The sequence below is a fragment of the Methylobacterium sp. CB376 genome (genome assembly GCF_029714205.1).
Classification (GTDB): Bacteria; Pseudomonadota; Alphaproteobacteria; order Rhizobiales; family Beijerinckiaceae; genus Methylobacterium.
On the sequence record NZ_CP121648.1, the window covers coordinates 6,425,912 to 6,449,372 of the forward strand.

The window sequence follows — 23,461 nt, forward strand, 5'->3', positions numbered from 1 at the left end:
CCGGGCGGCTCTAGCCGGCCGGCCGGGCGTCGAGCAACCGTCAGGGTGAGTGCGTATGCGTAGCGCGTCGAGCGAGACCCGGAACGCCGTGCCGGGCGCGCCGAGCGGGACCGGCAACGTGGTGCCGTTCCGGCGGGCGAAGGGGCCGGCCGGGCGCGCCTGCCATCCCGAGGATCTCGCCGCGCCGAGCCCCGCCCTCGCCCGCGCCCGCCGCGACCAGCGCAGCCTGATGGACACGGTCTACGAGGCCGGCCACCTGCCGGTGGCGGCGAGCGACCGCGAGACCAAGCTCGTCGCCGCGCGCCTCCAGGTCTACGGCTTCCTGGTGATCGAGGAGGTGGAGGAGGACGGCCGCCTGCGCCGCCTGCGCCCCTCCGAGGCCGTGCGCGCCGGCGGCGAGCGGCCCTGGCGCCTCTCGCGCTCCTCCTACGGCGTGAACCTCGCGGTCTCGATCCCGCGGGTGGACGACTTCCTGTTCGAGCCGGTCGGCATGACCGTGTGATCCGGGATCCGGTTGATCGAAGCGGATCACGCGCCCGCGCGGCGCGTGAGCGAAGCCCCGATCCGCCATCCCGAAGGGATCAAGCGGATCCCGAGCCCGCGCGGCGCTTGAGCGAAGCCCAAATCCGCCATCCCGAAGGGATCGAGCGGATCGGGCATGAGCCCGATGGCCCGGGAGGTCGGGGCGCCGGGCCGTCGGCCGGATCGCATTCCGCATCGCATTCCGCGCGGGGCCGCGCGCTTTGCGGGACCGCGAGGCCGACCCGGGACGGCCCTGGTGGGCTCTCCCGGAGGGCGTGCGCGTCCCGCGCGGGTCGCGAAAATTGACATTGCTTGCCGGATCACCGACACGAGCGCCCGTCGCGGCGGCCGGGGGCGGGGTCCCGTCGCGGGCCCGCCGCCGGTTGGGAGCGACGCGATGACGACCCTTGCGGCCGGGCACGGGCCCGGTGCCGGAGAGCGGCCCGGCCGTGCCGCCCGGGCAGGCAGCCTCGCCGAGCGGGCGCTGTCGCTCGGCGCCCGCAGCCACGCGCGCGCCTGCTTCGTCCTCCTGCTCCTCTGCCTCGCCTGCTTCCTGCCGGGCTTCGCCTCGCTGCAGCCGATGGACCGGGACGAGCCGCGCTTCGCCCAGGCCTCCAAGCAGATGCTGGAGACGGGCGACTTCGTCGACATCCGCTTCCAGGGCGAGGCCCGGCACAAGAAGCCGGTCGGGATCTACTGGGCGCAGAGCGCCGTGGTCGCCGCCGCCGAGGCGCTCGGCGTGCCCGAGGCCCGCACCACCATCGCGCTCTACCGCATCCCCTCGCTGCTCGGGGCCGTGGCGGCCGTGCTCCTGACCTACTGGGCCGCGCTCGCCTTCCTGTCCCGCCGCCACGCCCTCCTGGCCGCCGCCCTGTTCGGCGCCTGCGCGATGCTCTCGGCCGAGGCGCGCCTCGCCAAGACCGACGCGCTCCTCACCGCCGCCGCCGTCGCCGCCATGGGGGCGCTCGCCCGGGCCTGGCTCGGGCGCGGGCGGGGCGAGCCCCCGACGCGGGTCACCGTGGCGATCTTCTGGGTCGCGGTCGCCCTGGGCATCCTGATCAAGGGACCGATGGTCCCGCTCTTCGCCGGCCTCGCCGCCCTCGCCCTGTCGCTGGCGGTCCGCTCGGGCGCGTGGCTGCGGGCCCTGCGGCCCGGGCTCGGGCTCGCGATCGTGCTCGCGGTCGCGGCCCCCTGGTTCGTGGCCATCGGGCTCAAGAGCGGCGGCGCCTTCTACGGCGAGGCGGTCGGCCACGACATGCTGGGCAAGGTCGGCACCGCCCAGACCCAGCACTGGGCCCCGCCCGGCACCTACCTGCTCGTCTTCTTCGGGACCTTCTGGCCCGCCGCGGCCTTCGCGGCCATGGCGGTCCCCTTCGCGTGGCGGCACCGGCGCGAGGACGCGATCGCCTTCCTGATCGCCTGGGTGGTGCCGTCCTGGCTCGTCTTCGAGGCGGTGCCGACCAAGCTGCCCCACTACGTCCTGCCCCTCTGCCCGGCGCTGGCGATCCTCGCCGTCGCGGCGGTCGCCCGCGGGGCCGTGCACCGGGACCGGCCGGGCGCGCCGCTGGTGGCGCTCCTCGTGCCCCTCGTGCCGCTCGGGCTCGCGGTCGGCCTCGCGGTCGCGGCCTGGCGCCTCGACGGCGTGCTGCCCCTCGCCGCCCTCCCGCTCCTCGCCGCGGCGGCCCTCGCGGCGGCGGCGGCGTGGCGCCTGTTCGTCGCCGGCTCCCCCGAACCGTCCCTCGCGGTCGCGGTTCTCGCCGGGCTGCTGCTGAGCCCGGCCGTGTTCGGGCTGACCCAGCCGGTCCTCGCCTCCCTGAAGGTCTCGCCGCGCCTCGCCTCCCTGCGCGCCGCCCTGCCCTGCGCGCCGGTGCGGGTCGGGACGGTCGGCTACCGCGAGCCGAGCCTCGTCTTCCTCGCCGGGACCGACCTCGCGATGCTCGATTCGGGCGAGGAGGCGGCGGAGTTCCTGGCGGCCGGCGGCTGCCGCCTCCTCGCCGTCGAGGACCGCGCCCGGGAGCGGGTCCGCGCCGCGCTCGCGGCCCGGGGCCTCGCGCCGCGGCGGGTCGGCCGGGTCGCGGGCTTCAACATCAACGGCGGCAAGCCCGTCGGGCTCGACGCGCTGGCGGTGCTGCCGTGACGGATCCGGATCCCCTGCGCCTCAGCGTCGTGGTCCCGGTGCGCAACGAGGCGGGCAACGTCGCGCCCCTGGTCGCCGAGATCGCGGCGGCCTGCGCCTCCCTGGCGCCCTTCGAGATCATCTACGTGGACGACGGCTCGACCGACGGCACGCCGCGGGCGCTCGCGGCGGCGCGGGCGGCGCATCCCGCCCTGCGGGTCCTGCGCCACCGCGAGAGCTGCGGCCAGAGCGCGGCGGTGCGCACCGGGGTGCGGGCCGCCCGCGGCGACCTCGTCGCGACCCTCGACGGGGACGGGCAGAACGACCCCTCCTTCATCCCCCGCCTCGTCGCGGCCCTCGACGCGGCCGGGCCGGCGGCCGGGCTCGCCCAGGGGCAGCGGGTCGGGCGCAAGGACGGGCGCCTCAAGAGCCTCCAGTCGCGGATCGCCAACGGGGTGCGGGCGGCCGTGCTGCGCGACGCCACCCGCGACACCGGCTGCGGCCTCAAGGTCTTCCGCCGCGCGGTCTACCTCGCCCTGCCGTATTTCGACGCGCTGCACCGCTTCATGCCGGCCCTCGTCGCCCGCGAGGGCTTCGCGGTCGTCCACGTCGACGTGGTCGACCGGCCGCGCCTGAGCGGGCGCTCGAATTACGGGCTGTTCGACCGGCTCTGGGTCGGCCTGCTCGACCTCGCCGGGGTGTGGTGGCTGATCCGCCGCCGCCGCCGCGTGCCCGTCCTGGCGGGCGGGGCCGGGCCCGAGGAGGCGTGAGCGGATGGTCGCCGACATCATGCACGGGCTCTCGGCCTACCTCGCCTCGCTCTTCGCCGGGCCGATCGACGCCGTGGTGCTGGTGGGGCTGCTCGGGCAGCTCCTGTTCACCGCCCGCTTCCTGGTGCAGTGGATCGCGAGCGAGCGGGCCGGGCGCAGCGTGATCCCGCTCTCGTTCTGGTTCTTCTCGCTCGGCGGCTCGGCGGTGCTGCTCGGCTACGCCCTCTATCGGCGCGACCCGGTCTTCATCCTCGGCCAGAGCCTCGGCACGGTGATCTACCTGCGCAATCTCGCGCTGATCTTCCGCGAGCGCCGCCGGGGCGGGCCGGCCTGAGCCGGGCGGGTCTGGGCCGGGCGGGTCTGGGCCCCGCATTTTGGATTTCGGCCGAAAGACGCTATGCGGTCCGCCTCACAGCCGCAGCGGGATCGCCCTCCGCATGGCCCGGTCCCTCGCGCCCCTGATCCTCGCCGCCCTCGCCGGACCGGCCCTCGCCGAGGGCTTGGCTCTCCCGGCGGGCAGCGCCCTCCCGGCGGGCGCGGCCCTCGCCGGGGCCGGAGGCCTATCCGAGGCGGGAAGCCTCCGCGAGGCCGGAAGCCTCCCCGAGGCCGGAGGCCTCCGGGGGAGTCGGACGATCTGCCGCGATCCCGGCACCGCGCCGCCCGCCCCCGGGATGGACGAGGGCCTCGTGAGCGTGTCGAGCCCCGTCTCCGTGGGCGAGACGGTGGCGCGCCTGCGCGCCGCGATCCGGGCGCTCGGCGGCAAGGTCTTTGCCGAGATCGATCACGGCGGCGGCAGCCCCCGTCGCCCGGCCTGGCTGATCCTGTTCGCGCAGGCCCGCGCCAGCGCGCCGCTGCTGCGGGCCGCGCCGAGTGCCGGCCTCGACCTGCCGCTGCGCGTCCTGGTCTGGGAGGATGCCGCCGGGCGGGTGCGGGCGACCTCCACCGACCCGGCCTGGCTCGCACGGCGCTACGGGCTCGATCCGGACGGCCCCCCGATGCGGGGCACGCGCGAGGCCATCGCCCGGGTTCTCGCCGCGGCCCGGTAGCCGTTTCGGCCCGGAGCGGCCCAGACCAGCGTGACAGGGGCTTGTGCAGCCTGCCCGATTCCGCTTTGGCTGGACGGGGAGGATGCCCGCCGGATGACCGAACAACCGCCCTTCTACGACGACCTCTCGGCCTGCCTCGCCGAGGCGTGGCGGAGGCTCGCGGAGGGCGCGGCGAACCGGCGCGGGGCCTTCCACACGCCCACCGTCGCGACCGTGGGCCTCGACGGGGCGCCGCGCCTGCGCACGGTGGTGCTGCGGGGGGCCGACCCGGCCGGGCGGCGGCTGCGCTTCCACACCGACCGGCGCGCCGCCAAGGTGGCGGAGATCGCCCGGGAGCCGCGGGTGGCGCTCCACGCCTACGAGCCCACCGCCAAGATCCAGCTGCGCCTCGACGGGCTCGCGGCGGTGCACGCGGAGGGCCCCGTGGTCGAGGGCGCCTGGGAGGCGGCCCTGCCGATGAGCCGGGTCTGCTACGGGATCGCCCCGGGGCCCGGGACGCCGATCCCGCGGGCCGACGCCTACGCGCTGCCGCCCGACGAGGAGGCGGCGCGGGGCGACCGCGCGAATTTCCGGGTCGTCCTCGTCACCGTGGCGCGGATGGAGTTCCTGTACCTCTCCGCCGAGGGCCACCGCCGCGCGCGCTTCTCCTGGGAGGGCGACGCGATGACGGCGACCTGGCTCGCGCCCTGAGGCCGGCGCTTCACCCGGCCGCCCGCAGCCGCGCGAAGCCCGCCTCCAGGTCCCGCTTGAGGTCGTCGAGATCCTCGAAGCCGATGTGGAAGCGCAGGCCCGGGCCGCCGGGCTCCCAGGCGGTGGCGGTGCGGTAGGTCCGGCAGTCGAACGGGATCACGAGGCTCTCGAAGCCGCCCCAGGAGAAGCCCATCCCGAAGAGTTCGAGCCCGTCCAGCATCGCCGCCACGGCCGCCTCCGAGCAGGGTTTCAGGATCACCGAGAACAGGCCCGAGGCGCCCTTGAAGTCGCGCGCGAACAGCGCGTGGCCGGGATCCTCCGGCAGGGCCGGGTGCAGCACCCGCAGCACCTCGGGGCGGTCCTTGAGCCACTCCGCCATGGCGAGCGCCTGGCGCCCGTGCTCGGCGAGGCGCAGCGGCAGGCTGCGCAGCCCGCGCAGGGCCAGGAAGACGTCCTCCGGGCCGGCGCACATGGCGAAGAGCGAGAAGGTCTGCTTCAGGGCCGGCCAGTAGCGCGCATTGGCGGAGGTGAGGCCGAGCAGCAGGTCCGAGCCCCCCGACAGGTACTTGGTGCCCGCCTCGATGGCGATGTCGACGCCGCGCGCGTGCGGCGGGAAGAGCAGGGGGGTCGCCCAGGTATTGTCCATCAGCACGCAGGCGCCCCGCGCATGCGCCACCTCGGCGATGGCCGGGATGTCCTGCATCTCGAAGCTCTGCGAGCCTGGCGCCTCGGTGAGCACCGCCGCCGTGTTGTCCCGCATCAGCCCGGCGAGGCCCGCCCCGAGGGTCGGGTCGTAATAGGTCGTCTCGACCCCGAACCGGGCCAGGAACCCGTCGCAGAAGGCGCGGGTCGGCCGGTAGACGGAATCCGTCACCAGGAGGTGGTCCCCGGCCTTCAGGCAGGCCAGCAGCCCGACCGTCACGGCCGCGAGGCCCGAGGGGGTGAGCACCGTGCCGGCCGCGCCCGCGAGCTCCGTCCAGGCCTGCTCCAGCGCCCGCGTGGTCGGGGTGCCGGCCGTCCCGTAGGTGTACTCCGCCCGCCGGTGCTGCAGGGCATCGTAGCTCTCGTAGAGCACGGTCGAGCCGCGATAGATCGGCGTGTTCACGAAACCGTGCTGGCGCGAGGGGTCGCGGCCCGCATGGACGAGACGGGTGCGCTCGGCGAGGCGGCTCGGGTCGCGGGGGGGCGTGATGCTCATCGGACCTCGGGGTCGGCAGGAGACCGCGACCCAAACCGGCGCGCCGGCCCGCGTCAAGCCGGCCCGCGCCACCGCCGAGCGGTTGTGCAACCTCTTGACCGGACAGCGAGCTTCGCCTCGAATGCCGGTTGCCGAGGCAGGATCTCGGTTTGGGCAGGATCCTTGCTTGGGCAGGCACGGCGCAGGACCGGCCGCCTCCCGGCGCAACCGGCCGCGCTCACGAGACAGACGGGGATCGGATGAAGAGGATCATTGCGGCGCTCGCCCTGACGGCGAGCGTCTGCCTGACCGCCGGGGCCGCGCAGGCCCAGGCCACGCTCGCCAGCATCAAGCAGAAAGGGTTCATCGCCTGCGGCTCGAATCCGGGCCTGGCGGGTTTCGGCGTGCCGGACGCGCAGGGGCGCTGGACCGGCCTCGACGTTGATTTCTGCCGCGCCCTCGCGGCGGCGGTCTTCAACGACACCACCAAGGTCCGCTTCATCCCGCTCTCCGCCAAGGACCGCTTCACGGCGCTCCAGTCGGGCGAGGTGGACGTGCTGTCGCGCAACACCACCTGGACCATGTCCCGCGACACCGCCCTCGGGCTCGATTTCCCGGCCGTCAACTTCTACGACGGCCAGGGCTTCATGGTGAAGAAGAAGCTCGGCGTCACCTCGGCCAAGCAGCTCGACGGCGCCTCGATCTGCACCCAGCAGGGCACCACGACCGAGCTCAACCTCGCCGACTATTTCCGCGCCAACAAGCTCAAATACGAGGTGGTGGCCTTCGCGACCTCGGACGAAACCTTCAAGGCCTACGATTCCGGGCGCTGCGACGCCTTCACCACCGACGCGTCCGGCCTCTACGCCGAGCGCCTGCGGGCCGCGAACCCGGACGACAACATCGTGCTGCCGGAGGTGATCTCCAAGGAGCCGCTCGGGCCGGCGGTGCGCCACGGCGATTCGCAATGGGCCGACATCGTCCGCTGGACCCACTACGCGATGCTGAACGCCGAGGAGGCCGGCATCACCCAGGCCAACGTCGACCAGATGGTCAAGGCGACGGACAACCCGGACGTCAAGCGCATCCTCGGCACCGAGGGCAAGTTCGGCGAGGGCATCGGCCTCAGCAACGACTGGGCCTACCGGATCATCAAGCTCGTCGGCAATTACGGCGAGGTGTTCGAGCGCAACGTCGGCCAGGGCTCGCCGCTGAAGATCCAGCGCGGGGTGAACGCCCTGTGGTCGAAGGGCGGCCTGCAATACGGCCCGCCGATCCGCTGACCGGACGGCGCGGGCTCCCTCGGGGAGCCCGCGCCACCCCGCCGACCCCCGCACGCCAGACCTGCCCGCCAGACCTGCCCGCCAGAAGGTCAGCTCCCTTGCCGAACACCTCCCCGGCCTCCGGCCCGCCGCGCGTCTCGCCGCTGAACGACCCGAAGGTCCGCGGCGCGGCCTACCAGATCCTGCTCCTGCTGGGGATCGGCCTCGTCGCCTGGATGGCGATCAGCAACGCGGCCGAGAACCTGCGCAACGCCCGCATCGCCTCGGGCTTCGGCTTCCTCGGCAACACCGCGGGCTTCGACGTCAGCCAGGCGCTGGTCCCCTTCGCGGCGGCGACCTCGACCTACGGCGCCGCCTTCGTGGTCGGGCTGCTCAACACGCTGCTGGTCGCCGTCATCGGCATCGCGGTCGCCACGGTGCTGGGCTTCCTGATCGGCGTCGCCCGGCTCTCGCCGAACTGGATGCTCGCCAAGCTCGCCACGGTCTACGTCGAGGTCGTGCGCAACATCCCGCTCCTGCTCCAGCTCCTGTTCTGGTACGTGGCGGTGCTGGCGGCCCTGCCGGGGGCGCGGGACTCGCTCGCCTTCCCGGGCTCGGTCTTCCTCAACCAGCGCGGGCTCTACGTGCCCAAGCCGATCCTGGCGGCGGATGCCTGGGCGATCCCGGCCGCCTTCGGGATCGGGGTCGCGGCGGCGCTCGCCTACCGGTTCAGGGCGCGGCGGGAGCAGGCCCGCACGGGCCGGCAGGCGCCGGTCGGCCTCGTCGGCCTCGCCCTGGTGCTCGGCCTGCCGCTCCTCGCCTGGGCGGGGCTGGCGCTCGCCGGCCTGAGCCCCGTGACCGTCGAACTGCCCGTCAAGGGCACCTTCAACCTGCGCGGCGGGCTGCAGCTCTTCCCCGAATTCGTCGCCCTCGTCCTGGGGCTCAGCATCTACACGGCGGCCTTCATCGCCGAGGTGGTGCGCTCGGGCATCCAGGCGGTGGCGAAGGGCCAGACCGAGGCCGCGCGGGCGCTCGGCCTGCGCCCCGGCCCGACCCTGCGCCTCGTCGTGATCCCGCAGGCGATGCGGGTCATCGTGCCGCCGCTGACCAGCCAGTACCTCAACCTGACCAAGAATTCGTCGCTCGCCGTCGCCATCGGCTACCCGGACCTCGTCCAGGTCTTCATGGGCACGGTCCTCAACCAGACCGGCCAGGCGGTCGAGGTGGTGGCGATCACCATGGCGGTCTACCTGACGATCAGCCTCGTCACCGCCACGGGCATGAACCTCTACAACCGGCGCGTCGCGCTGATCGAGCGGTGAGGCCAGCATGACCGCCGGACCCCAGACCCTTCCGCTGAGCTACATCCGCCGGGAGCCGATCCCGCCCGCTCCGGCCCCGGCCCTGGTCAGCGGGCCCCTCGCCTGGGCGCGGGCGAACCTGTTCTCGAGCCCCGTCAACACGGCGCTGACGCTGCTCGCCCTCGTCATCGTCGTGCTGGTCGTGCCCCCGCTGCTGCGCTTCCTCGTCCTCGACGCGGTCTTCACCGGCGAGAACCGGGATGCCTGCCGGCCCGAGGTGCTGGGCCGCCCGGTCGGGGCCTGCTGGGCCTTCGTGGCGCAGAAGATCAACTACTTCGTCTACGGCTCCTACCCGATCGAGGCGCGCTGGCGGGTGAACGTCTTCTTCGCCATGGCGGCGCTGGGCGTGGGCTGGCTGCTCTGGCTCGACGCGCCGCGGCGCGACCTCGGCGCCGCCTACTTCTTCGTCGTCTTCCCGCTCGCCGCCTACGCGCTGCTCTCGGGCTTCCCCCTGGTCGGGATCGAGACGGTGCCGACCTCGCTGTGGGGCGGCATGCTGGTGACGATCGTGGTCTCGCTCGTGGGCATCGTCGCCTCGCTGCCGCTCGGCATCCTGCTCGCCCTCGGGCGGCGCTCGCGGCTGCCGATCGTGCGGCTCGCCTGCGTGATCTTCATCGAGTTCTGGCGCGGCGTGCCGCTGATCACCGTGCTGTTCATGGCCAACGTGATGCTGCCGCTCTTCCTGCCCGGCGACATCACGGTGGACCGGCTGCTGCGCCCGCTGATCGGCGTCGCCCTGTTCTCGGCCGCCTACATGGCCGAGGTGGTGCGCGGCGGGCTGCAGGCCATCCCCAAGGGCCAGACCGAGGGGGCGAACTCGCTCGGCCTCAGCTACTGGCAGGGCATGCGCCTCGTGATCCTGCCCCAGGCCCTGCGCATCGTCATCCCGGGCATCGTCAACAGCTTCATCGCCCTGTTCAAGGACACGACGCTGGTCTCGATCGTCGGCATCTTCGACTTCATCCGCACGATCGAATCCGCCCGCATCGATCCGAACTGGGCCGCCCCGACCGTGGTCACGACCGGCTACGCCTTCGCGGCCCTGTTCTACTTCGTCTTCTGCTTCGGCATGTCGCGCTACGCGCTGTTCGTGGAGCGCCGGCTCGCCGCCGGCCAGACACGGTGATCCCCAGAGAACGGTGACCCCATGACCGCATCGCCCTCCGCTCCCGTCCTCCCGGAGATCGATCCGGACCTCGCGCCCGCCAACACCTCCGCGACCCGCCTCGCCTCGGCCCCGGTGGCGGTGACGCTGGAGCGCGTGAACAAGTGGTACGGCGCCTTCCACGTCCTGCGCGACATCGACCTCACCGTGCGCCGGGGCGAGCGCATCGTCGTCTGCGGCCCGTCCGGCTCCGGCAAGTCGACCATGATCCGCTGCATCAACCGCCTGGAGGAGCATCAATCCGGCCGCATCGTGGTGGACGGGGTCGAGCTCACCAACGACCTCAAGCGGATCGACGAGATCCGGCGCGAGGTCGGCATGGTCTTCCAGCACTTCAACCTGTTCCCGCACCTGACGGTGCTGGAGAATTGCACGCTCGCCCCGATCTGGGTGAAGAAGATGGCGAAGGCCGAGGCCGAGGCGGTCGCCATGCGCTACCTCACCCGGGTCAAGATCCCCAACCAGGCCCACAAGTATCCCGGCCAGCTCTCGGGCGGGCAGCAGCAGCGGGTGGCGATCGCCCGCTCGCTCTGCATGAGCCCGAAGATCATGCTGTTCGACGAGCCCACCTCCGCCCTCGACCCCGAGATGGTGAAGGAGGTGCTCGATACCATGGTGGGCCTCGCCGACGAGGGCATGACCATGCTGTGCGTGACCCACGAGATGGGCTTCGCCCGGCAGGTCGCCGACCGGGTGATCTTCATGGACGAGGGCCAGATCGTCGAGGTGAACACCCCCGACGCCTTCTTCCGCGCGCCCCAGCACGAGCGCACGAAGCTGTTCCTGAGCCAGATCCTGCACTGATCCGGGATCCGGTTGATCCAAGCGGATCCCGGATCACGCGCCCGCGCGGCGCGTGAGCGAAGCCCGGATCCGCCATCCCGAAGGGATCACGCGGATGCGGGGCGGGATCGCGACGGCGCATCGGTTCGCCGCCGAGCCGGGGGCTCCCTGCGGCGGGAAGGCTCAGCGCCCGGTCGCGACCGGCAGGTCCTCCCGCGAGCCCCACTCGGTCCAGGACCCGTCGTAGAGGGCGCGCGGGGGCTTGCCGAGGCTCTCGAGGGCGAGCGCCACCACGGCGGCGGTCACGCCCGAGCCGCAGGTGGTCACGACCGGGCGGTCGAGGTCGATTCCGGCGTCGCGGAAGACCTGCGCCAGGGCTGCCGGATCCTTAAGCATGCCCCGCTCCTGGAGGGCGGCGTAGTGGACGTTGAGGGCGCCCGGCATGTGGCCGGGCCGCACGCCGGGGCGGGGCTCCGGCTCCTCGCCCGCGAAGCGCGCGGCGGAGCGGGCATCCACGACCTGGGCCGAGCCGGCGAGCGCCCGCTGCACGTCGCTCACATCCGCCACCGCCGAGTGGTCGAGGCGGGCCGTGAAGTGGCGCCGGTCGCGGGGCGCTCCCGCCCCCTCCTCGACCGGGTGGCCTCCCGCCACCCAGGCCGGGAAGCCGCCCGCCAGCACCGAGACGTCGCGGGCGCCGAAGACCTTGAACATCCAGCGCACCCGCGGCGCCGAGAACAGGCCCATCCCGTCATAGACCACGATGGTCATGCCGTCGCCGATGCCGAGCGCCCGCATCCGCGAGGCGAAGACCTCCGGGGGCGGCAGCATGTGGGGCAGGGGGCTCGTCTCGTCGCTGAGCGCGTCGATGTCGACGCGCACGGCGCCCGGGATGTGGCCGGCGCGGTACTCGGCCTCGGCGTCGCGGTTCATCGCCGGGAGGTACCAGGAGCCGTCGACCACCACGATGTCGGGCGCGTCGAGCCGCTGGGCCAGCCAATCCGTCGAGACGAAGGGTCCTGTCGCCATCTGATCACCACCTCGCGAGCGCGCCGTCGCGGCCCTGTTGTGGTCATGTTGTAGGGCTCAACCGCGGGCGGGTCGACCGCCGCGAGCCCGCGCGGACCGGCCCGATCCGTCGCGGACCGGCCCGATCCGGCGCGGACCGGCCCGATCCGGCGCGGATCGGCGGGTCGCTGGCGGAACGCCGCGACCCGCACTACACCTGACGCGCGGCCGCGCGCCACGGCCGCGCTCCCGGGGGGATCCATGACCGGACGCGCGCCGCGGGAGGTTCACGCCGCATCTGGCACGAACCCTGCTTGGCCTTGCGCGCTGCAACCGCCGTGTCCACTCTCCCTTGCACGGCCGGGCGCGGCCGACGGGCCAGGCAGCGCAACTCCGAGGGCTGCCTGGCCCGCCCGACCCGCGCAGCGGCGCGCACCACTCTCCGTCAGCCCCGGCGAGGTCGCGATGCACCCCACCGCCCGATTCGTGCACCCGTTGCGTCCGAGTGCGATCGAGGTCCTGTCGGGGGGCTATCTCGCCGCGGCGGTGTGGTGTGCGGACCTGCGGGCCGCGGAGGAGCGGCGGGTCAGCGAGACCCCGCAGGACGGCGCGGCCCCGCAATCCCCCCGCGCTGCCAGCCTGCACCAGCTCGCGCCGCGGGCGCGGCCGCGGACGCCGCGGCCCCAGCCGGCCGCCATCCTGCCCTTCGGGCGCGCCGCCGCGCGCCGGTAGGGCGCGCTCGCGCGCCGCCGGCACGAAAAAGGGCGGCCTCGGCCGCCCTTTTCCGATCTCACCTGCGGTCGCGGTCAGACCCTCGGCGAGCGGCCCCGCACGAGGCCGAAGATGGCCGAGACGGCGAACAGGACGATCGCGACGAAGAACACGATCTTGGCCGCTTCCATCGCGGTGCCGGCAATGCCGCCGAAGCCGAGCAGCGCCGCGACCAGGGCGATGACCAGGAACGTAATGGCCCATCCGATCATGGTGGTCTCCTGTCTGTTGGAGCTGCCGGCCCGGACTGATCAGCCCGAAGCGTCGCAGCAAGTTGCAGGAAGAACCGCGGTCACGGAGAGGAGTTCCGGGGAATTTTCGCGCCCTGGCGGCGGAACCTCCGGCCGCTCGCGCGCAGCGCGCGGGCCACCGGATGAGCAAGGCGGCGCGAAAACCGGCACGGAACGGGCGGGAATGGCTCCCCGAGCAGGACTCGAACCTGCGACAAGGCGATTAACAGTCGCCTGCTCTACCAGCTGAGCTATCGGGGAACGACGAGGCCCGCTTAGCGCATGCCCGGCGGCGGACGCAAGCGCGATTCCGCGGAGGAGGCGAAAATTCGCCGGCTTGCCCCCGGTTGCGGAGCCGGGCCGGGCTCTGATAAACAGCCTTCGCCGGGCGGCCGCCCGCCCGGCACGCGGCCGGGCCTCGTCCCCGCCGCCGGACGGCCTCGTGGCGGAGTGGTTACGCAGAGGACTGCAAATCCTTGCACCCCGGTTCGATTCCGGGCGAGGCCTCCAGAACGACGATCGACACGACGACGCGAGCCGGACCCGGGCAGCCCCGGGGGCGGCATGGTCCGCGCCTCAAGGCCAGGGTCATCAGCGGGACGTCCTGGCGGCTCCGGCATCGGGGCCGGGGCAGGGCGCGCGAGGCCCGTTCACGCCGCGCCGCGAGACCGGACCGGACCACCCGCACGGCCGTCGTCCCGCAGCCGGCCCCCGCCCGCGCGCGAACCTTGCCTTTTGGCAGGCGATCCACCACAACCCCCCTCGCCCGACGGCTCGGCCGTCGCCCGAAGCTTGGCCGCACCCGTCCCCAGAGACTCCCATGCTCGATTTCGCGCAGGCGCGCCGCCTCATGGTCGATTGTCAGCTGCGGACCTTCGACGTGACCGACATCGCGCTGCTCGACGCGTTCGACGCCGTCCCGCGCGAGCGCTTCGTGCCAGAGGGACGGGAGGCCTTCGCCTATATCGACCAGCCGATCGTGCTCGGCAGCGAGGAGGGCGAGACCCGCGCGATGCCCTCGCCGATGGTGCTCGCCCGGCTGATCCAGGCGCTCGCCGTCCGGCCCGGGGAGCGCGCCCTCGACGTGGCCGCGGGCCTCGGTTACGGGGCGGCGCTCCTCGACCGGCTCGGCGCCTCCGTGGTCGCCCTCGAATCACTGCCCGGCCTCGCGGCGGCGGCGCGCGAGCGCCTCGCCGCAGCCGGCAAGCCGATCCCCGTCGAGACCGGCCCCCTTGAGGCGGGCGCGCCGAAGGGCGCCCCCTACGACGTGATCCTGGTCGAGGGCCGGGTCGAGCGCCGCCCGCAGGCGCTGCTGGAGCAACTCGCCGATGGCGGGCGCCTCGCCTGCGTCCAGGGCGAGGGCCGCACCGGCAAGGCCACCCTCTGGGTCCGCGCCGGCAACGCCTTCGGCGCCCGCCCGCTCTTCGACGCCGCCGTCCCGGCCCTGCGCGCCTTCGCGGCGGAACCCGGCTTCACGTTCTGAACGCCCGCGCTCCTGGCGCCCGTCCCGAGCGTCCCGTCCCGGCGCCTGCCATCCTGGCGTGCGCGTAACCAAACCTGCGCGCAACTGGGGAAAACCGGGTCCGCCGCCACCGCGAGTGTCGCTTTTATGCGCCACCGGCGGCCAAAGTCGGCACCAGGGGCCGCCGAGGCGGTGCCGTCCAGGTCGCCATTCGCTAAGGTTCGCGTGAGGCGGGCGAATGCGGAATCGGACCGTTCGAGCGCGCATGCGTGCGGAACGGTCCGGCCATTGGCCTCACAGGGTGAGTGCAGCGTGACCGACAGATCCCATCGGGCATATCGCGGGCTTCGGCTCGGCGGCCTTGCCGGCCTCGCGCTCGCGCTGGCCGGTCAACCGGCGGCGGCCGAGACGCTGGAGACCGCGCTGGCCCGCGCCTATGCGGGCAACCCGACGCTCAATTCGCAGCGGGCCGGCCAGCGGGCGACCGACGAGAACGTGGCCCGCGCCCTGTCGGGTTACCGCCCGACGGTGAGCGGCACCGCCGCCATCGGCGTGCAGAATACCAGCGGCGCCCAGGGCGGGGTGCGCATCAGCCAGACCATCGTGCCGGGCAGCGCCGGGCTGACCGTCAACCAGACCCTGTTCAACGGATTTCTCACCGACAACCAGACGCGGCAGGCCGAATCGCAGGTGCTCGGGGGGCGCGAGAGCCTGCGCAACGTCGAGATGACGATCCTGTTCAACGCGGCCCAGGCCTACATGAACGTGCTCGCCGACACGGCGACGCTCGAACTCAACCGCAACAACGTCGAGGTCCTGGAAGAGCAGCTGCGCCAGACCCGCGACCGCTTCAACGTCGGCGAGGTCACCCGCACCGACGTGGCCCAGGCCGAGGCGCGGCTCGCCGGCGCCCGCTCGCAGGTCAGCCTCGCGGAATCGAACCTGCGCACCAGCATCGCCACCTACCGGCAGGTCGTCGGCGTCGAGCCGCGCCAGCTCGCCCCGGGCCGCCCGCTGGACCGCTTCGTCCCGGGCAACCTGACCGCCGCGATCGATATCGGCCTGCGCGAGCACCCGCAGGTCATCTCGGCCCTGCACGCCGTGGATGTCGCCGAGGCCCAGGTCAAGATCGCCGAGGCCGCCCTCTACCCGACGGTGAGCGTCAGCGGCACCGTCCAGAAGCTCTTCGACCAGCAATTCGCCCATACCGAACTGTTCGAGGGCGCCGTCACGGCGCGGCTCAGCGTGCCGCTCTACCAGGGCGGGGTCGAGTACGCCGCGATCCGGCAGGCCAAGGAGCAGGTGGGACAGACGCGCATCCAGGTCGAGACCTTCCGCGATCAGGTCCGCGCGGCGATCGTCACCGCCTGGGGCGGGCTCGAAGCCGCCAAGGCCCGGGTCATCGCCCAGCAGGCCCAGGTCCAGGCCAACGAGGTCGCGCTCAACGGGGTGCGCGAGGAGGCCCGGGTCGGCCAGCGCACCACCCTCGACGTGCTGAACGCGCAGCAGGAACTGCTCTCGGCCCGCGTCAACCTGATCGCCGCCCAGCGCGACCGCGTGGTCAGCTCCTACCAGGTCGTGCAATCGATCGGCCGCCTCACCACGGCCTTCATCAACGTGCCGGTCGCCCAGTACAGTGCCAAGCTGCACTTCGATCAGGTCAAGGATCTCTGGTACGGGGTGCGGACGCCGGACGGCCGCTGACGCGACCGTCCGCCATGGCGCCTGCGCCACACCGGCAAACTGTCATGGTGATGGAGGGCCCGGTCGCTTGTCTGCGCGGCCGGACGTGGAATACTGACCCGCGGGCATGAGGGCCCGGGCCTCCCCTCCTGGTGTTGTAAGTCGATGAGCGCAGCGAGCCCCAAGACGCAGGAACCCTCGATGGAGGAGATCCTGGCCTCCATCCGCCGCATCATCGCCGACGACCAGAAAGAAGCCGAGATGGCGAATCTCGCGGCGGCGAGGCCCGCGCCCGTCCCGGAGCCCGAGGACGAGGAGGACATCCTCGACCTCGCCGGCGTGGCCGAGCCGGTGCGCAAACCTCCCCTGGAGGACGAGCCCGAAATCGCCTTCAAGGACGAGCCGGATTTCGACGCGATCGAGATCGAGCCGCCCGCCCCGCCGCCGCCGCCCGCCCCGCCGAAGGCCGCCGCCCCGCCGCGGCCCGAGCCCGCGCCCATTCCGGCGCCGGCGCCGGAGCCCGCCCCCGAGCGGCTGATCTCGAAGGACACCGACGCGAGCGTGAGCCAGGCCTTCCACCTGCTCGCCCACACGGTCCTGACCAACAACGCCCGCACCCTGGAGGATCTCGTCCAGGACATGCTGCGCCCGATGCTGAAGGCGTGGCTCGACGACAACCTGCCCGCCATGGTGGAGCGGCTGGTCCGGGCCGAGATCGAGCGCGTCGCCCGCGGCCGGTGAGGGGAGCGGCGCCGAGGCGCCGCCCGCCCCGGCGCCGAGGGAGAGTTGACGGGAGGGCCGGGTTCGGCTGAAAGCGCGTCGTGAGGGGGTCGGCCGCCCGCATGGGCCCGGCCCCGTTCCGATTTCGACGCGTTTTCGCCGGCGCGCCGCGGCCCGAAGCCCGGCCCGCGCGCCCCGGCGCGGGTGGCCCCGTCATGATGGACAAGACCTTCGATCCCGCCGCCGTCGAGGCGCGCATCGCCGCCGAGTGGGAGGAGGCGCAGGCCTTCCGGGCCGGCCGGCCCGACCGCGCCGACGCCGCCCCCTACAGCATCATGATCCCGCCGCCGAACGTGACGGGCTCGCTGCACATGGGCCACGCCCTCAACAACACCCTGCAGGACGTGCTCGCCCGCTTCGAGCGCCTGCGCGGCAAGGACGTGCTCTGGCAGCCCGGCACCGACCATGCCGGCATCGCCACCCAGATGGTGGTGGAGCGCCGCCTCGCCGAGCACCAGCAGCCCGACCGGCGCGCCCTCGGCCGCGCCGAATTCGTGCGCCGGGTCTGGGCGTGGAAGGCGGAATCCGGCGGCACCATCGTCAACCAGCTCAAGCGGCTCGGCGCCTCCTGCGACTGGTCGCGCGAGCGCTTCACCATGGACGAGGGGCTCTCGAAGGCCGTCGTCAAGGTCTTCGTCGACCTGCACGCGGCGGGGCTGATCTACCGCGACAAGCGCCTCGTGAACTGGGACCCGCGGTTCCAGACCGCGATCTCGGACCTGGAAGTGCAGCAGGTCGAGGTGAAGGGCCATCTCTGGCACTTCGCCTACCCGGTCGTGGACCAGGAGGGACGGGAGACCGGCGAGACCATCACGGTGGCGACGACGCGGCCCGAGACCATGCTGGGCGACGCGGCCGTGGCGGTGCACCCCGAGGACGAGCGCTACCGGGCCCTCATCGGCCGGACGGTGCGCCTGCCCCTCGTCGGCCGCCTGATCCCGATCGTGGCGGACAGCTACTCCGACCCCGAGAAGGGCACCGGCGCGGTCAAGATCACCCCGGCCCACGACTTCAACGACTTCGAGGTCGGGCGCCGGCACGGGCTGCCGCTCATCAATGTCCTGGATCAGGAAGCCCGCATAACCCTCGACGGCAACGAGGCGTTCCTCGAGAACGCGTCCCCCGAGCCGGAGGCGCTCGCCCTGCACGGCCTCGACCGCGCGGAGGCCCGCAAGGCGGTGGTCGCGCTGATGGAGGCGCGCGGGCGGCTCGTCGCGGTCGAGCCCAACACCCACGCGGTGCCGCACGGCGACCGCTCGGGGGTGGTCATCGAGCCCTACCTCACCGACCAATGGTACCTGGACGTGAAGCCGCTGGCCGACCGCGCCATGCAGGCGGTGCGCGACGGCCGCACCCGCTTCGTGCCCGAGGCCTACGAGAAGACCTACTTCCAGTGGCTGGAGCACATCGAGCCCTGGTGCATCTCGCGCCAGCTCTGGTGGGGCCACCAGATCCCGGCCTGGTACGATCCGGACGGCAACGTCTTCGTGGCGGGGAGCGAGGAGGAGGCCCTGGAGAAGGCCGCCGCCCGGCACGGCCGCCCGGTCGCCCTGCGCCGCGACGAGGACGTGCTGGACACGTGGTTCTCCTCGGGCCTGTGGCCCTTCTCGACGCTGGGCTGGCCCGAGGCGACGCCGGAACTCGCCCGCTACTACCCGACCAGCACCCTGGTGACGGGGTTCGACATCATCTTCTTCTGGGTCGCCAGGATGATGATGATGGGCCTTCACGCGCTGGGCGAGGTGCCGTTCCGGACCGTCTACATCCACGCCCTCGTGCGCGACGAGAAGGGCGCCAAGATGTCGAAGTCCAAGGGCAACGTGGTCGATCCCCTCGACCTCGTCGACCGCTACGGCGCCGACGCCCTGCGCTTCACCCTCGCGGCCATGGCGGCGCAGGGGCGCGACATCAAGCTCTCGGTGCAACGCGTTGAGGGATATCGGAACTTCGCCACGAAGCTGTGGAACGCGGCCCGCTTCGCCGAGATGAATGGCTGCCGGATCGCGCCGGATTTCCGCCCCGAGGCGGCGCGCGAGACCCTGAACGCCTGGGCGCTCGGCGAGGCCGCCCGCGCGGTGGCGGAGGTGACGGCGGCGCTCGACGCCTTCCGGTTCAACGACGCCGCGGCCGCCGCCTACCGCTTCGTGTGGAACGTCTTCTGCGACTGGTACCTCGAACTCGCCAAGCCCGTGCTGCAAGGCGAGGCCGGCCCGGCGCAGGACGAGACCCGCGCCACCGTGGCCTTCCTGATCGACCAGATCTGCATCCTGCTCCATCCCTTCATGCCCTTCCTGACGGAGGAGCTCTGGGCGACGAAGGGCCGGGAGGCGGGGCTGGAGCGCGGGCTCCTGGCGCTCGGGCGCTGGCCGGATCTCGGGCGCCTGGGCCGGCCGGAGGCCGAGGCCGAGATCGGCTGGGTGGTCGACCTCGTCTCGGAGATCCGCTCGGCCCGCTCGGAGACGAACGTGCCGGCCGGCGCCCAGATTCCCCTCGTGCTGGTCGACCCGAGCGAGGCGGTGCGGGCGCGCCTGGGCCGCTGGGGCGAGACCATCCGGCGCCTCGGGCGGATCGGCGAGATCGGCGCCGTCGCCGAGAGCCCGGCCAAGGCGGTCCAGCTGCTGGTGCGCGGCGAGGTGGCGGCCCTGCCCCTGGAGGGCGTGGTCGACCTCGCCGCCGAGGTGGCGCGCCTGCGCAAGGAGGAGGGCAAGCTGGAGGGGGAGATCGGCAAGATCGACGCCAAGCTCGCCAATGCCGACTTCCTGGCCCGCGCCCCCGAGGAGGTGGTCGAGGAGCAGCGCGAGCGCCGCGAGGCCGCCGCGGAGCGCCTCGCCAAGGTGCGCGAGGCCCTGGCCCGGCTGGAGGGATAGGCCTTCGCCGGCTCGGCGAGGCAGAGCGGCAGGCGAGCCGATTCACGGCCCCGGAGGCGGGGCGGCGATCCCTCGCCCCTGGCGCGCCGCCCCGGCGGGTGGGACGGTTGTTCGAGACGGAATACGACATCCGACGGATTGCGTCGCCATCTCCCATGTCGGCCATGCGGATGTCGGCGTCGCTCACGCGCCGCCCGGGCGTGTCAGACGCTGTCCGCAAGTGATCGTCCGGACAGCGGATGACGCCCCCATGGACACTCCCGCGCCCTCCCGGCCGACGCGTCGCCGGCTCGGCCTCACGCCGGCCCTCCTGCTCGCGGCCCTGGCCCTGTGGATCGCCGCCACGGCCCGGCCCGGGGATCCGGCCCTCTTCCCGCCGGGCGGCGGGGAGGCGGTGACCATCTCCCTCGTCGCGAGCGGCTGGCATTCGGGGCTCGTCCTGCCGCGGGACGCGCTGGCGCGGGCCGCCGCCCGGGAGGGGGCCGGGGCGCTCCTCGGCGTGACCGAACGCTTCGGCGCCTACGCCGCCCTGGAGGTCGGCTGGGGTGACGCGGGCTTCTACCGGCAGGTGCCGACGCTCGACGCCCTCGACTGGCGGCTCGCGCTCGCGGCCCTGTTCACGCCGGGCGGGCGCTCCTCCGTGCTCCACGTGGTCGGGATCGACGGCGAGCCCGCCGCACGCTTCCCGGCCGCCCGGATCGTGCGGCTGCGCCTGTCGCCGCGGGGCTTCGCGCGGCTCGCCGCCGCCCTGGCGAGGAGCTTCCGCCTGCGCGACGGGCGCCCCGTCGAGGCGGGGCCCGGCCTGTACGGCCCGAGCCTGTTCTACGAGGCGGAGGGGCGCTTCAGCCTGCTCCGGGTCTGCAATCACTGGTCCGGAGAGCTGCTCCACGCGGCGGGCCTGCCGGTCCTCCCGGCGCTGCACCTCCTGCCGGTCGGCCTTCTCCTCGACCTCGCGCGCCAGGGGATCTGGCCCGGCCGGGACGTCGAGGCCGCCCCGGCTGGCGGCCGGCGCGGGTGAGGCATCCGGCCGGTCCCGCCCTCTCGCCGCAAATCCGCCCGGCCGCGACGGAGCCGTCATGGCAGGGATGATACGGGATCCGCTTGATCGAAGCGGGTCCCGGATCACGAGCCCGCGCGGCGCCTGAGCGCGGCGCCTGAGCGCGGCGCCTGAGCGACGCCGAGATCCGCATGGCCGAAATCGGAGATGGCGAAGCCATCAACCGGATGGCGTATGACGCGCCCGAATGTCGGCTTCGCCGGCGCCGCGCCGTGACCCGCGTCGCCCGAGCGGATTCCACTTCCCACATTCTGCGCCAGCACACCTATCTACTGGTTTATTATTTTTATACGCTGTTTCTCACCGAGATGCAGAAATATACGCGCATCGCGAGACAGTTTTACCCGCTCTATAAATTTTACCATTGACGTTTCAGCGCGAAGGCAACCTGTCATCGCAACCTTCCGGAACGCCGCTATCTCAATCAATACTGTGAGTACCGGCGTTTACGAGTTGCGAAAACTCTGCCGATCAGGCAATCCTACGGCGCCTCGCGCATCGAGGCGTTCGAAGACCTGCGAGACCAGCATGCTCACTCGGCCCCTCTCGGCGGCCATCGCCGCCGCCTGCCTCCTCGCCGTCGGCGCCCTGCCGACCGGCGCCCTCGCGATGGGGGTCCCCTCCGCCGCATCCGGCCTCGGCAATACGCTGATCCAGCAGATCCAAAAGAAGAAGCCGGCAGGCGCAAACAGGAACTGCAATCAGAAAGCCGTCGATCAATGTGCGACCAACAAGGGAAAATGCATGAATAGCGGCAAACCCAATTGTCAGAGCGATTACGTCGCCTGCGTCAACTGGAGCGGGTGCAATTACTGAGGGCACGAACGGGCCGCAAGCGCGGTGATGCTCCGGCCGCCTCGCCATCGTGAAGGGCAGGACGACGGCGTCACCCCTTGAGACCGGGACGTCCTGATCGTCGGCCCACGGCGCCGGAGCGAGGCGCGCGGGCTGCGTGAGGCAGGGTCCGGGGTCCGAAGCGGCGGGCGCCGTCCCGTCCTCGTCGGGCTCGATCGAGACCCGCGATGCCGAGATGCTTCGTTCCGGAAAACAGTATTCGGACAGCATTCGCGGCCGCCATGCCTTGACAGCACGGACCGCCTGAAAAACCCTTGGGCGGCGACGACTCGCCCATGACCGCGACGGGAGCGGCGCGCCAGCGGTCGCGCGGACCGCCGTGGCTGCCGGAGGCCCCGCCGCAGGGCGGCGCGCCGGCACCGCGAGGCGCTGCCCGCCACCTCGTCCTCGACCGACCACGCTCGGGGTCCGACCCTGGCGCTTCACCCCGGGGTGCACTTCGATGCGACAGGTTCCGGGCTCCTACGGCCCTCCGCTGCTCAAGACCCTGTTCGATACGGTGGACTTCCTGGTCGTGAGCGGCTGGGAGGAGTTCTTCGCCCGCCGCCGCCGCCGCCACGGCAGCACGGTCTTCCGGGTCAACCTGTTCAAGCCGACCGTGGCGGTGCTCGATCAGACCGGGATCGGGGCGCTGTTCGGCGATGCGGACCTGATCCAGGATTACGGGTTCGGCTGGGCGGTGCCGCCCCTGCCCCTGGTCGGCGGCGTCCCGCCGAGCATCTTCGGCAGCGGCGAGGCCCATGACGGCCCCAAGCGCCTCTACCTGCGGCTGCTCGCGCGGCGCGCGGAGCGCCTGGAAGCGGTCTTCGCCGAGACGTTCGCGGAGGTCGCGGCCCGCTGGCGCGCGGCCCCCGGCTTCTCCTTCGCGGACGGGATCGAGGATCTCGTCGCCACCTTCGTGGGCCGCTGGCTGATCGGCGCGGCGCTCGACCCGGCCGACATCCGCCTCGTCTACAACCACATTTTCACGCAGCGCCTGACCGCGGTCACGCAATGGCTGCCCTGGTCGAATTACGCCCGCTCGCGCCTCGCCTACGGGCGCCTGCTCGCCGCCGTGCGGGGGGCGCCCGACTTCCCCGAGATCGCCGCGATGGCGGCCGAGGAGGGTTTGCCCGACCCCGAGGTGGTGGCCAAGCAGCTCACCTTCCTGATCGGCATGAACAGCTTCCTGGGGCTGCAGAACCTGCTGAAATCCCTGGTCGGCGAGTTCGCGCTCCACCCCGCCTGGCAGGAGGAGGTGCGCCGCGAGGCCGCCGCGCAGGCGGGACGGGGCGCCACGCCGGTCCTCGACCGGGTGATCCGCGAGACCCTGCGCCTGCACCCGCCGGTCTTCTTCGTGTTCGGGCGGGCCACGCGCGACCGCGTCCTCGACACCGAATCCGGCTCCTTCGCGATCCGCCGGGGCGAGCTCGTGATGGGCGTGATCCCCTTCGCGCAGAACGACCCCGCCCACGTGCCGCGGCCCGAGCGCTTCGACCCGGACCGCTTCCTCGACCCGGCGACGGGCGGGCGTCCCCTGATCTGGCCGCGCGGCCTCGAGACCGCGACCGTGGCGGCGCGGGACCGCACCTGCCCGGGCAAGGACGCCGCCTTCGCGACCGCCCGGCTGTTCTGCACGGCGCTGCTGCGCGACCACGCGTGGAGCCTCGCCGCGCCGCCCGCCTGGGACCGGCACCGCTTCTCCCTGAACGTGGCCGCCCCGAAGGGGCCCCTCACGGTTGAACGCTTCGTGAGAAAGGAGCAGACCGGTTAGGATTGCGGTCCCGGCGCCAAGCCGGGACCGGCCGCCGGGCGCGGCCCAACGGGGAGGCGTGCGTTGAGCGTGAGGGCCGCGGTGCGCAGGAGCGCCGGTGCCGCGC

22 protein-coding genes and 2 tRNA genes are annotated in these 23,461 nt (G+C 73.0%); 20 read left to right on the forward strand and 4 right to left on the reverse strand.

From position 1 onward, the window contains the following. Window positions 1-55 precede the first annotated feature (55 nt). The 6 genes from QA634_RS29590 to QA634_RS29615 all read left to right on the forward strand — a co-directional run bounded on the left by QA634_RS29590 (window position 56) and on the right by QA634_RS29615 (window position 5,144). Complete coding sequence (locus QA634_RS29590) at window positions 56-502, forward strand: hypothetical protein (protein WP_012335528.1); 447 nt, start codon at window positions 56-58, stop codon at window positions 500-502. A 417-nt stretch (window positions 503-919) separates the two neighbouring features. Further along, the gene (locus tag QA634_RS29595; RefSeq protein WP_012335529.1) at window positions 920-2,659 is read left to right on the forward strand and encodes an ArnT family glycosyltransferase; all 1,740 of its coding nucleotides are present in this window, start codon (window positions 920-922) and stop codon (window positions 2,657-2,659) included. Then, window positions 2,656-3,408, forward strand: coding sequence for a glycosyltransferase family 2 protein (locus QA634_RS29600; protein ID WP_012335530.1), 753 nt, complete (start codon window positions 2,656-2,658; stop codon window positions 3,406-3,408). Before QA634_RS29595 ends, QA634_RS29600 begins: the two co-directional genes overlap by 4 nt. A 4-nt stretch (window positions 3,409-3,412) precedes the next feature. After that, window positions 3,413-3,742, forward strand: a complete 330-nt coding sequence (locus tag QA634_RS29605) for a lipid-A-disaccharide synthase N-terminal domain-containing protein (RefSeq protein WP_012335531.1) — start codon at window positions 3,413-3,415, stop codon at window positions 3,740-3,742. 103 nt (window positions 3,743-3,845) lie between these two features. After that, window positions 3,846-4,454 (forward strand): DUF302 domain-containing protein, encoded by a 609-nt coding sequence (locus QA634_RS29610; protein ID WP_012335532.1) that lies wholly within the window; start codon window positions 3,846-3,848, stop codon window positions 4,452-4,454. Between the two features lie 93 nt (window positions 4,455-4,547). Further along, on the forward strand, window positions 4,548-5,144 hold the full coding sequence (locus QA634_RS29615; RefSeq protein ID WP_012335533.1) for a pyridoxamine 5'-phosphate oxidase family protein: 597 nt from the start codon (window positions 4,548-4,550) through the stop codon (window positions 5,142-5,144). 10 nt (window positions 5,145-5,154) lie between these two features. Here the strand turns inward: QA634_RS29615 and metC are convergent, their stop codons facing one another. Then, window positions 5,155-6,342, reverse strand: coding sequence for a cystathionine beta-lyase (gene metC / locus QA634_RS29620; RefSeq protein ID WP_012335534.1), 1,188 nt, complete (start codon window positions 6,340-6,342; stop codon window positions 5,155-5,157). A gap of 239 nt (window positions 6,343-6,581) precedes the next feature. On the opposite strand from metC, the gene QA634_RS29625 reads away from it, so the two are divergent. The 4 genes from QA634_RS29625 (at window position 6,582) to QA634_RS29640 (ending at window position 10,913) form a co-directional block, all read left to right on the forward strand. Then, window positions 6,582-7,604, forward strand: coding sequence for an amino acid ABC transporter substrate-binding protein (locus QA634_RS29625; protein ID WP_012335535.1), 1,023 nt, complete (start codon window positions 6,582-6,584; stop codon window positions 7,602-7,604). 98 nt (window positions 7,605-7,702) lie between these two features. Continuing rightward, on the forward strand, window positions 7,703-8,905 hold the full coding sequence (locus QA634_RS29630; protein ID WP_012335536.1) for an amino acid ABC transporter permease: 1,203 nt from the start codon (window positions 7,703-7,705) through the stop codon (window positions 8,903-8,905). Between the two features lie 7 nt (window positions 8,906-8,912). Further along, a complete protein-coding gene (locus tag QA634_RS29635; protein WP_012335537.1) occupies window positions 8,913-10,070 on the forward strand; it encodes an amino acid ABC transporter permease in 1,158 nt (385 codons plus the stop codon). Between the two features lie 21 nt (window positions 10,071-10,091). Then, a complete protein-coding gene (locus QA634_RS29640; protein WP_012335538.1) occupies window positions 10,092-10,913 on the forward strand; it encodes an amino acid ABC transporter ATP-binding protein in 822 nt (273 codons plus the stop codon). A gap of 162 nt (window positions 10,914-11,075) precedes the next feature. Here QA634_RS29640 and sseA read toward each other — a convergent pair whose 3' ends face one another. Further along, the gene (sseA, locus tag QA634_RS29645; RefSeq protein WP_012335539.1) at window positions 11,076-11,918 is read right to left on the reverse strand and encodes a 3-mercaptopyruvate sulfurtransferase; all 843 of its coding nucleotides are present in this window, start codon (window positions 11,916-11,918) and stop codon (window positions 11,076-11,078) included. A 444-nt stretch (window positions 11,919-12,362) separates the two neighbouring features. On the opposite strand from sseA, the gene QA634_RS29650 reads away from it, so the two are divergent. Then, window positions 12,363-12,629 carry a hypothetical protein gene (locus QA634_RS29650; RefSeq protein ID WP_018263771.1) on the forward strand — a complete coding sequence of 89 codons (267 nt, stop codon included), beginning with the start codon at window positions 12,363-12,365 and terminating at the stop codon, window positions 12,627-12,629. A 74-nt stretch (window positions 12,630-12,703) separates the two neighbouring features. On the opposite strand, the gene QA634_RS29655 is transcribed toward QA634_RS29650, so the two are convergent. Together QA634_RS29655 and QA634_RS29660 are read right to left on the reverse strand one after the other, a co-directional pair. Next, a complete protein-coding gene (locus QA634_RS29655) occupies window positions 12,704-12,880 on the reverse strand; it encodes a DUF1328 domain-containing protein (RefSeq protein ID WP_012335541.1) in 177 nt (58 codons plus the stop codon). 203 nt (window positions 12,881-13,083) lie between these two features. After that, window positions 13,084-13,159: transfer RNA gene (locus QA634_RS29660), tRNA-Asn, on the reverse strand. A gap of 175 nt (window positions 13,160-13,334) precedes the next feature. On the opposite strand from QA634_RS29660, the gene QA634_RS29665 reads away from it, so the two are divergent. From QA634_RS29665 to QA634_RS29705, 9 genes are all read left to right on the forward strand, one after another. Continuing rightward, window positions 13,335-13,408, forward strand: a tRNA-Cys gene (locus QA634_RS29665). A 310-nt stretch (window positions 13,409-13,718) separates the two neighbouring features. Beyond that, on the forward strand, window positions 13,719-14,381 hold the full coding sequence (locus QA634_RS29670; RefSeq protein WP_012335542.1) for a protein-L-isoaspartate O-methyltransferase family protein: 663 nt from the start codon (window positions 13,719-13,721) through the stop codon (window positions 14,379-14,381). A gap of 291 nt (window positions 14,382-14,672) precedes the next feature. Continuing rightward, a complete protein-coding gene (locus tag QA634_RS29675) occupies window positions 14,673-16,064 on the forward strand; it encodes a TolC family outer membrane protein (protein WP_012335543.1) in 1,392 nt (463 codons plus the stop codon). Window positions 16,065-16,304: 240 nt separating this feature from the next. Continuing rightward, window positions 16,305-16,784, forward strand: a complete 480-nt coding sequence (locus QA634_RS29680) for a PopZ family protein (protein WP_415926923.1) — start codon at window positions 16,305-16,307, stop codon at window positions 16,782-16,784. Between the two features lie 194 nt (window positions 16,785-16,978). After that, complete coding sequence (locus QA634_RS29685; protein ID WP_012335545.1) at window positions 16,979-19,690, forward strand: valine--tRNA ligase; 2,712 nt, start codon at window positions 16,979-16,981, stop codon at window positions 19,688-19,690. A gap of 250 nt (window positions 19,691-19,940) precedes the next feature. Next, window positions 19,941-20,708 (forward strand): DUF2459 domain-containing protein, encoded by a 768-nt coding sequence (locus QA634_RS29690; protein WP_012335546.1) that lies wholly within the window; start codon window positions 19,941-19,943, stop codon window positions 20,706-20,708. A 170-nt stretch (window positions 20,709-20,878) separates the two neighbouring features. Further along, window positions 20,879-21,115: a hypothetical protein gene (locus QA634_RS29695; protein WP_012335547.1), complete on the forward strand. Its 237-nt coding sequence runs from the start codon at window positions 20,879-20,881 to the stop codon at window positions 21,113-21,115. Between the two features lie 160 nt (window positions 21,116-21,275). Continuing rightward, window positions 21,276-21,563, forward strand: a complete 288-nt coding sequence (locus QA634_RS29700; protein WP_150108747.1) for a hypothetical protein — start codon at window positions 21,276-21,278, stop codon at window positions 21,561-21,563. Window positions 21,564-22,044: 481 nt separating this feature from the next. After that, entirely contained in the window at window positions 22,045-23,355 is a 1,311-nt protein-coding gene (locus tag QA634_RS29705) for a cytochrome P450 (protein WP_012335549.1), read from the forward strand. Window positions 23,356-23,461 lie beyond the last annotated feature (106 nt).

Excerpts from the sequence above, each read along its gene's own strand:
- QA634_RS29695 (WP_012335547.1), top strand. The coding sequence starts at position 20,879 with ATGGCCGAAATCGGAGATGGCGAAGCCATCAACCGGATGGCGTATGAC.
- QA634_RS29655 (WP_012335541.1), bottom strand. The coding sequence starts at position 12,880 with ATGATCGGATGGGCCATTACGTTCCTGGTCATCGCCCTGGTCGCGGCG.
- sseA (WP_012335539.1), bottom strand. The coding sequence starts at position 11,918 with ATGGCGACAGGACCCTTCGTCTCGACGGATTGGCTGGCCCAGCGGCTC.
- QA634_RS29605 (WP_012335531.1), top strand. The coding sequence starts at position 3,413 with ATGGTCGCCGACATCATGCACGGGCTCTCGGCCTACCTCGCCTCGCTC.
- QA634_RS29635 (WP_012335537.1), top strand. The coding sequence starts at position 8,913 with ATGACCGCCGGACCCCAGACCCTTCCGCTGAGCTACATCCGCCGGGAG.
- QA634_RS29590 (WP_012335528.1), top strand. The coding sequence starts at position 56 with ATGCGTAGCGCGTCGAGCGAGACCCGGAACGCCGTGCCGGGCGCGCCG.
- metC (WP_012335534.1), bottom strand. The coding sequence starts at position 6,342 with ATGAGCATCACGCCCCCCCGCGACCCGAGCCGCCTCGCCGAGCGCACC.
- QA634_RS29610 (WP_012335532.1), top strand. The coding sequence starts at position 3,846 with ATGGCCCGGTCCCTCGCGCCCCTGATCCTCGCCGCCCTCGCCGGACCG.
- QA634_RS29640 (WP_012335538.1), top strand. The coding sequence starts at position 10,092 with ATGACCGCATCGCCCTCCGCTCCCGTCCTCCCGGAGATCGATCCGGAC.
- QA634_RS29650 (WP_018263771.1), top strand. The coding sequence starts at position 12,363 with ATGCACCCCACCGCCCGATTCGTGCACCCGTTGCGTCCGAGTGCGATC.
- QA634_RS29690 (WP_012335546.1), top strand. The coding sequence starts at position 19,941 with ATGGACACTCCCGCGCCCTCCCGGCCGACGCGTCGCCGGCTCGGCCTC.
- QA634_RS29670 (WP_012335542.1), top strand. The coding sequence starts at position 13,719 with ATGCTCGATTTCGCGCAGGCGCGCCGCCTCATGGTCGATTGTCAGCTG.
- QA634_RS29595 (WP_012335529.1), top strand. The coding sequence starts at position 920 with ATGACGACCCTTGCGGCCGGGCACGGGCCCGGTGCCGGAGAGCGGCCC.
- QA634_RS29615 (WP_012335533.1), top strand. The coding sequence starts at position 4,548 with ATGACCGAACAACCGCCCTTCTACGACGACCTCTCGGCCTGCCTCGCC.
- QA634_RS29625 (WP_012335535.1), top strand. The coding sequence starts at position 6,582 with ATGAAGAGGATCATTGCGGCGCTCGCCCTGACGGCGAGCGTCTGCCTG.
- QA634_RS29680 (WP_415926923.1), top strand. The coding sequence starts at position 16,305 with ATGGCGAATCTCGCGGCGGCGAGGCCCGCGCCCGTCCCGGAGCCCGAG.
- QA634_RS29685 (WP_012335545.1), top strand. The coding sequence starts at position 16,979 with ATGATGGACAAGACCTTCGATCCCGCCGCCGTCGAGGCGCGCATCGCC.
- QA634_RS29700 (WP_150108747.1), top strand. The coding sequence starts at position 21,276 with ATGCTCACTCGGCCCCTCTCGGCGGCCATCGCCGCCGCCTGCCTCCTC.
- QA634_RS29705 (WP_012335549.1), top strand. The coding sequence starts at position 22,045 with ATGCGACAGGTTCCGGGCTCCTACGGCCCTCCGCTGCTCAAGACCCTG.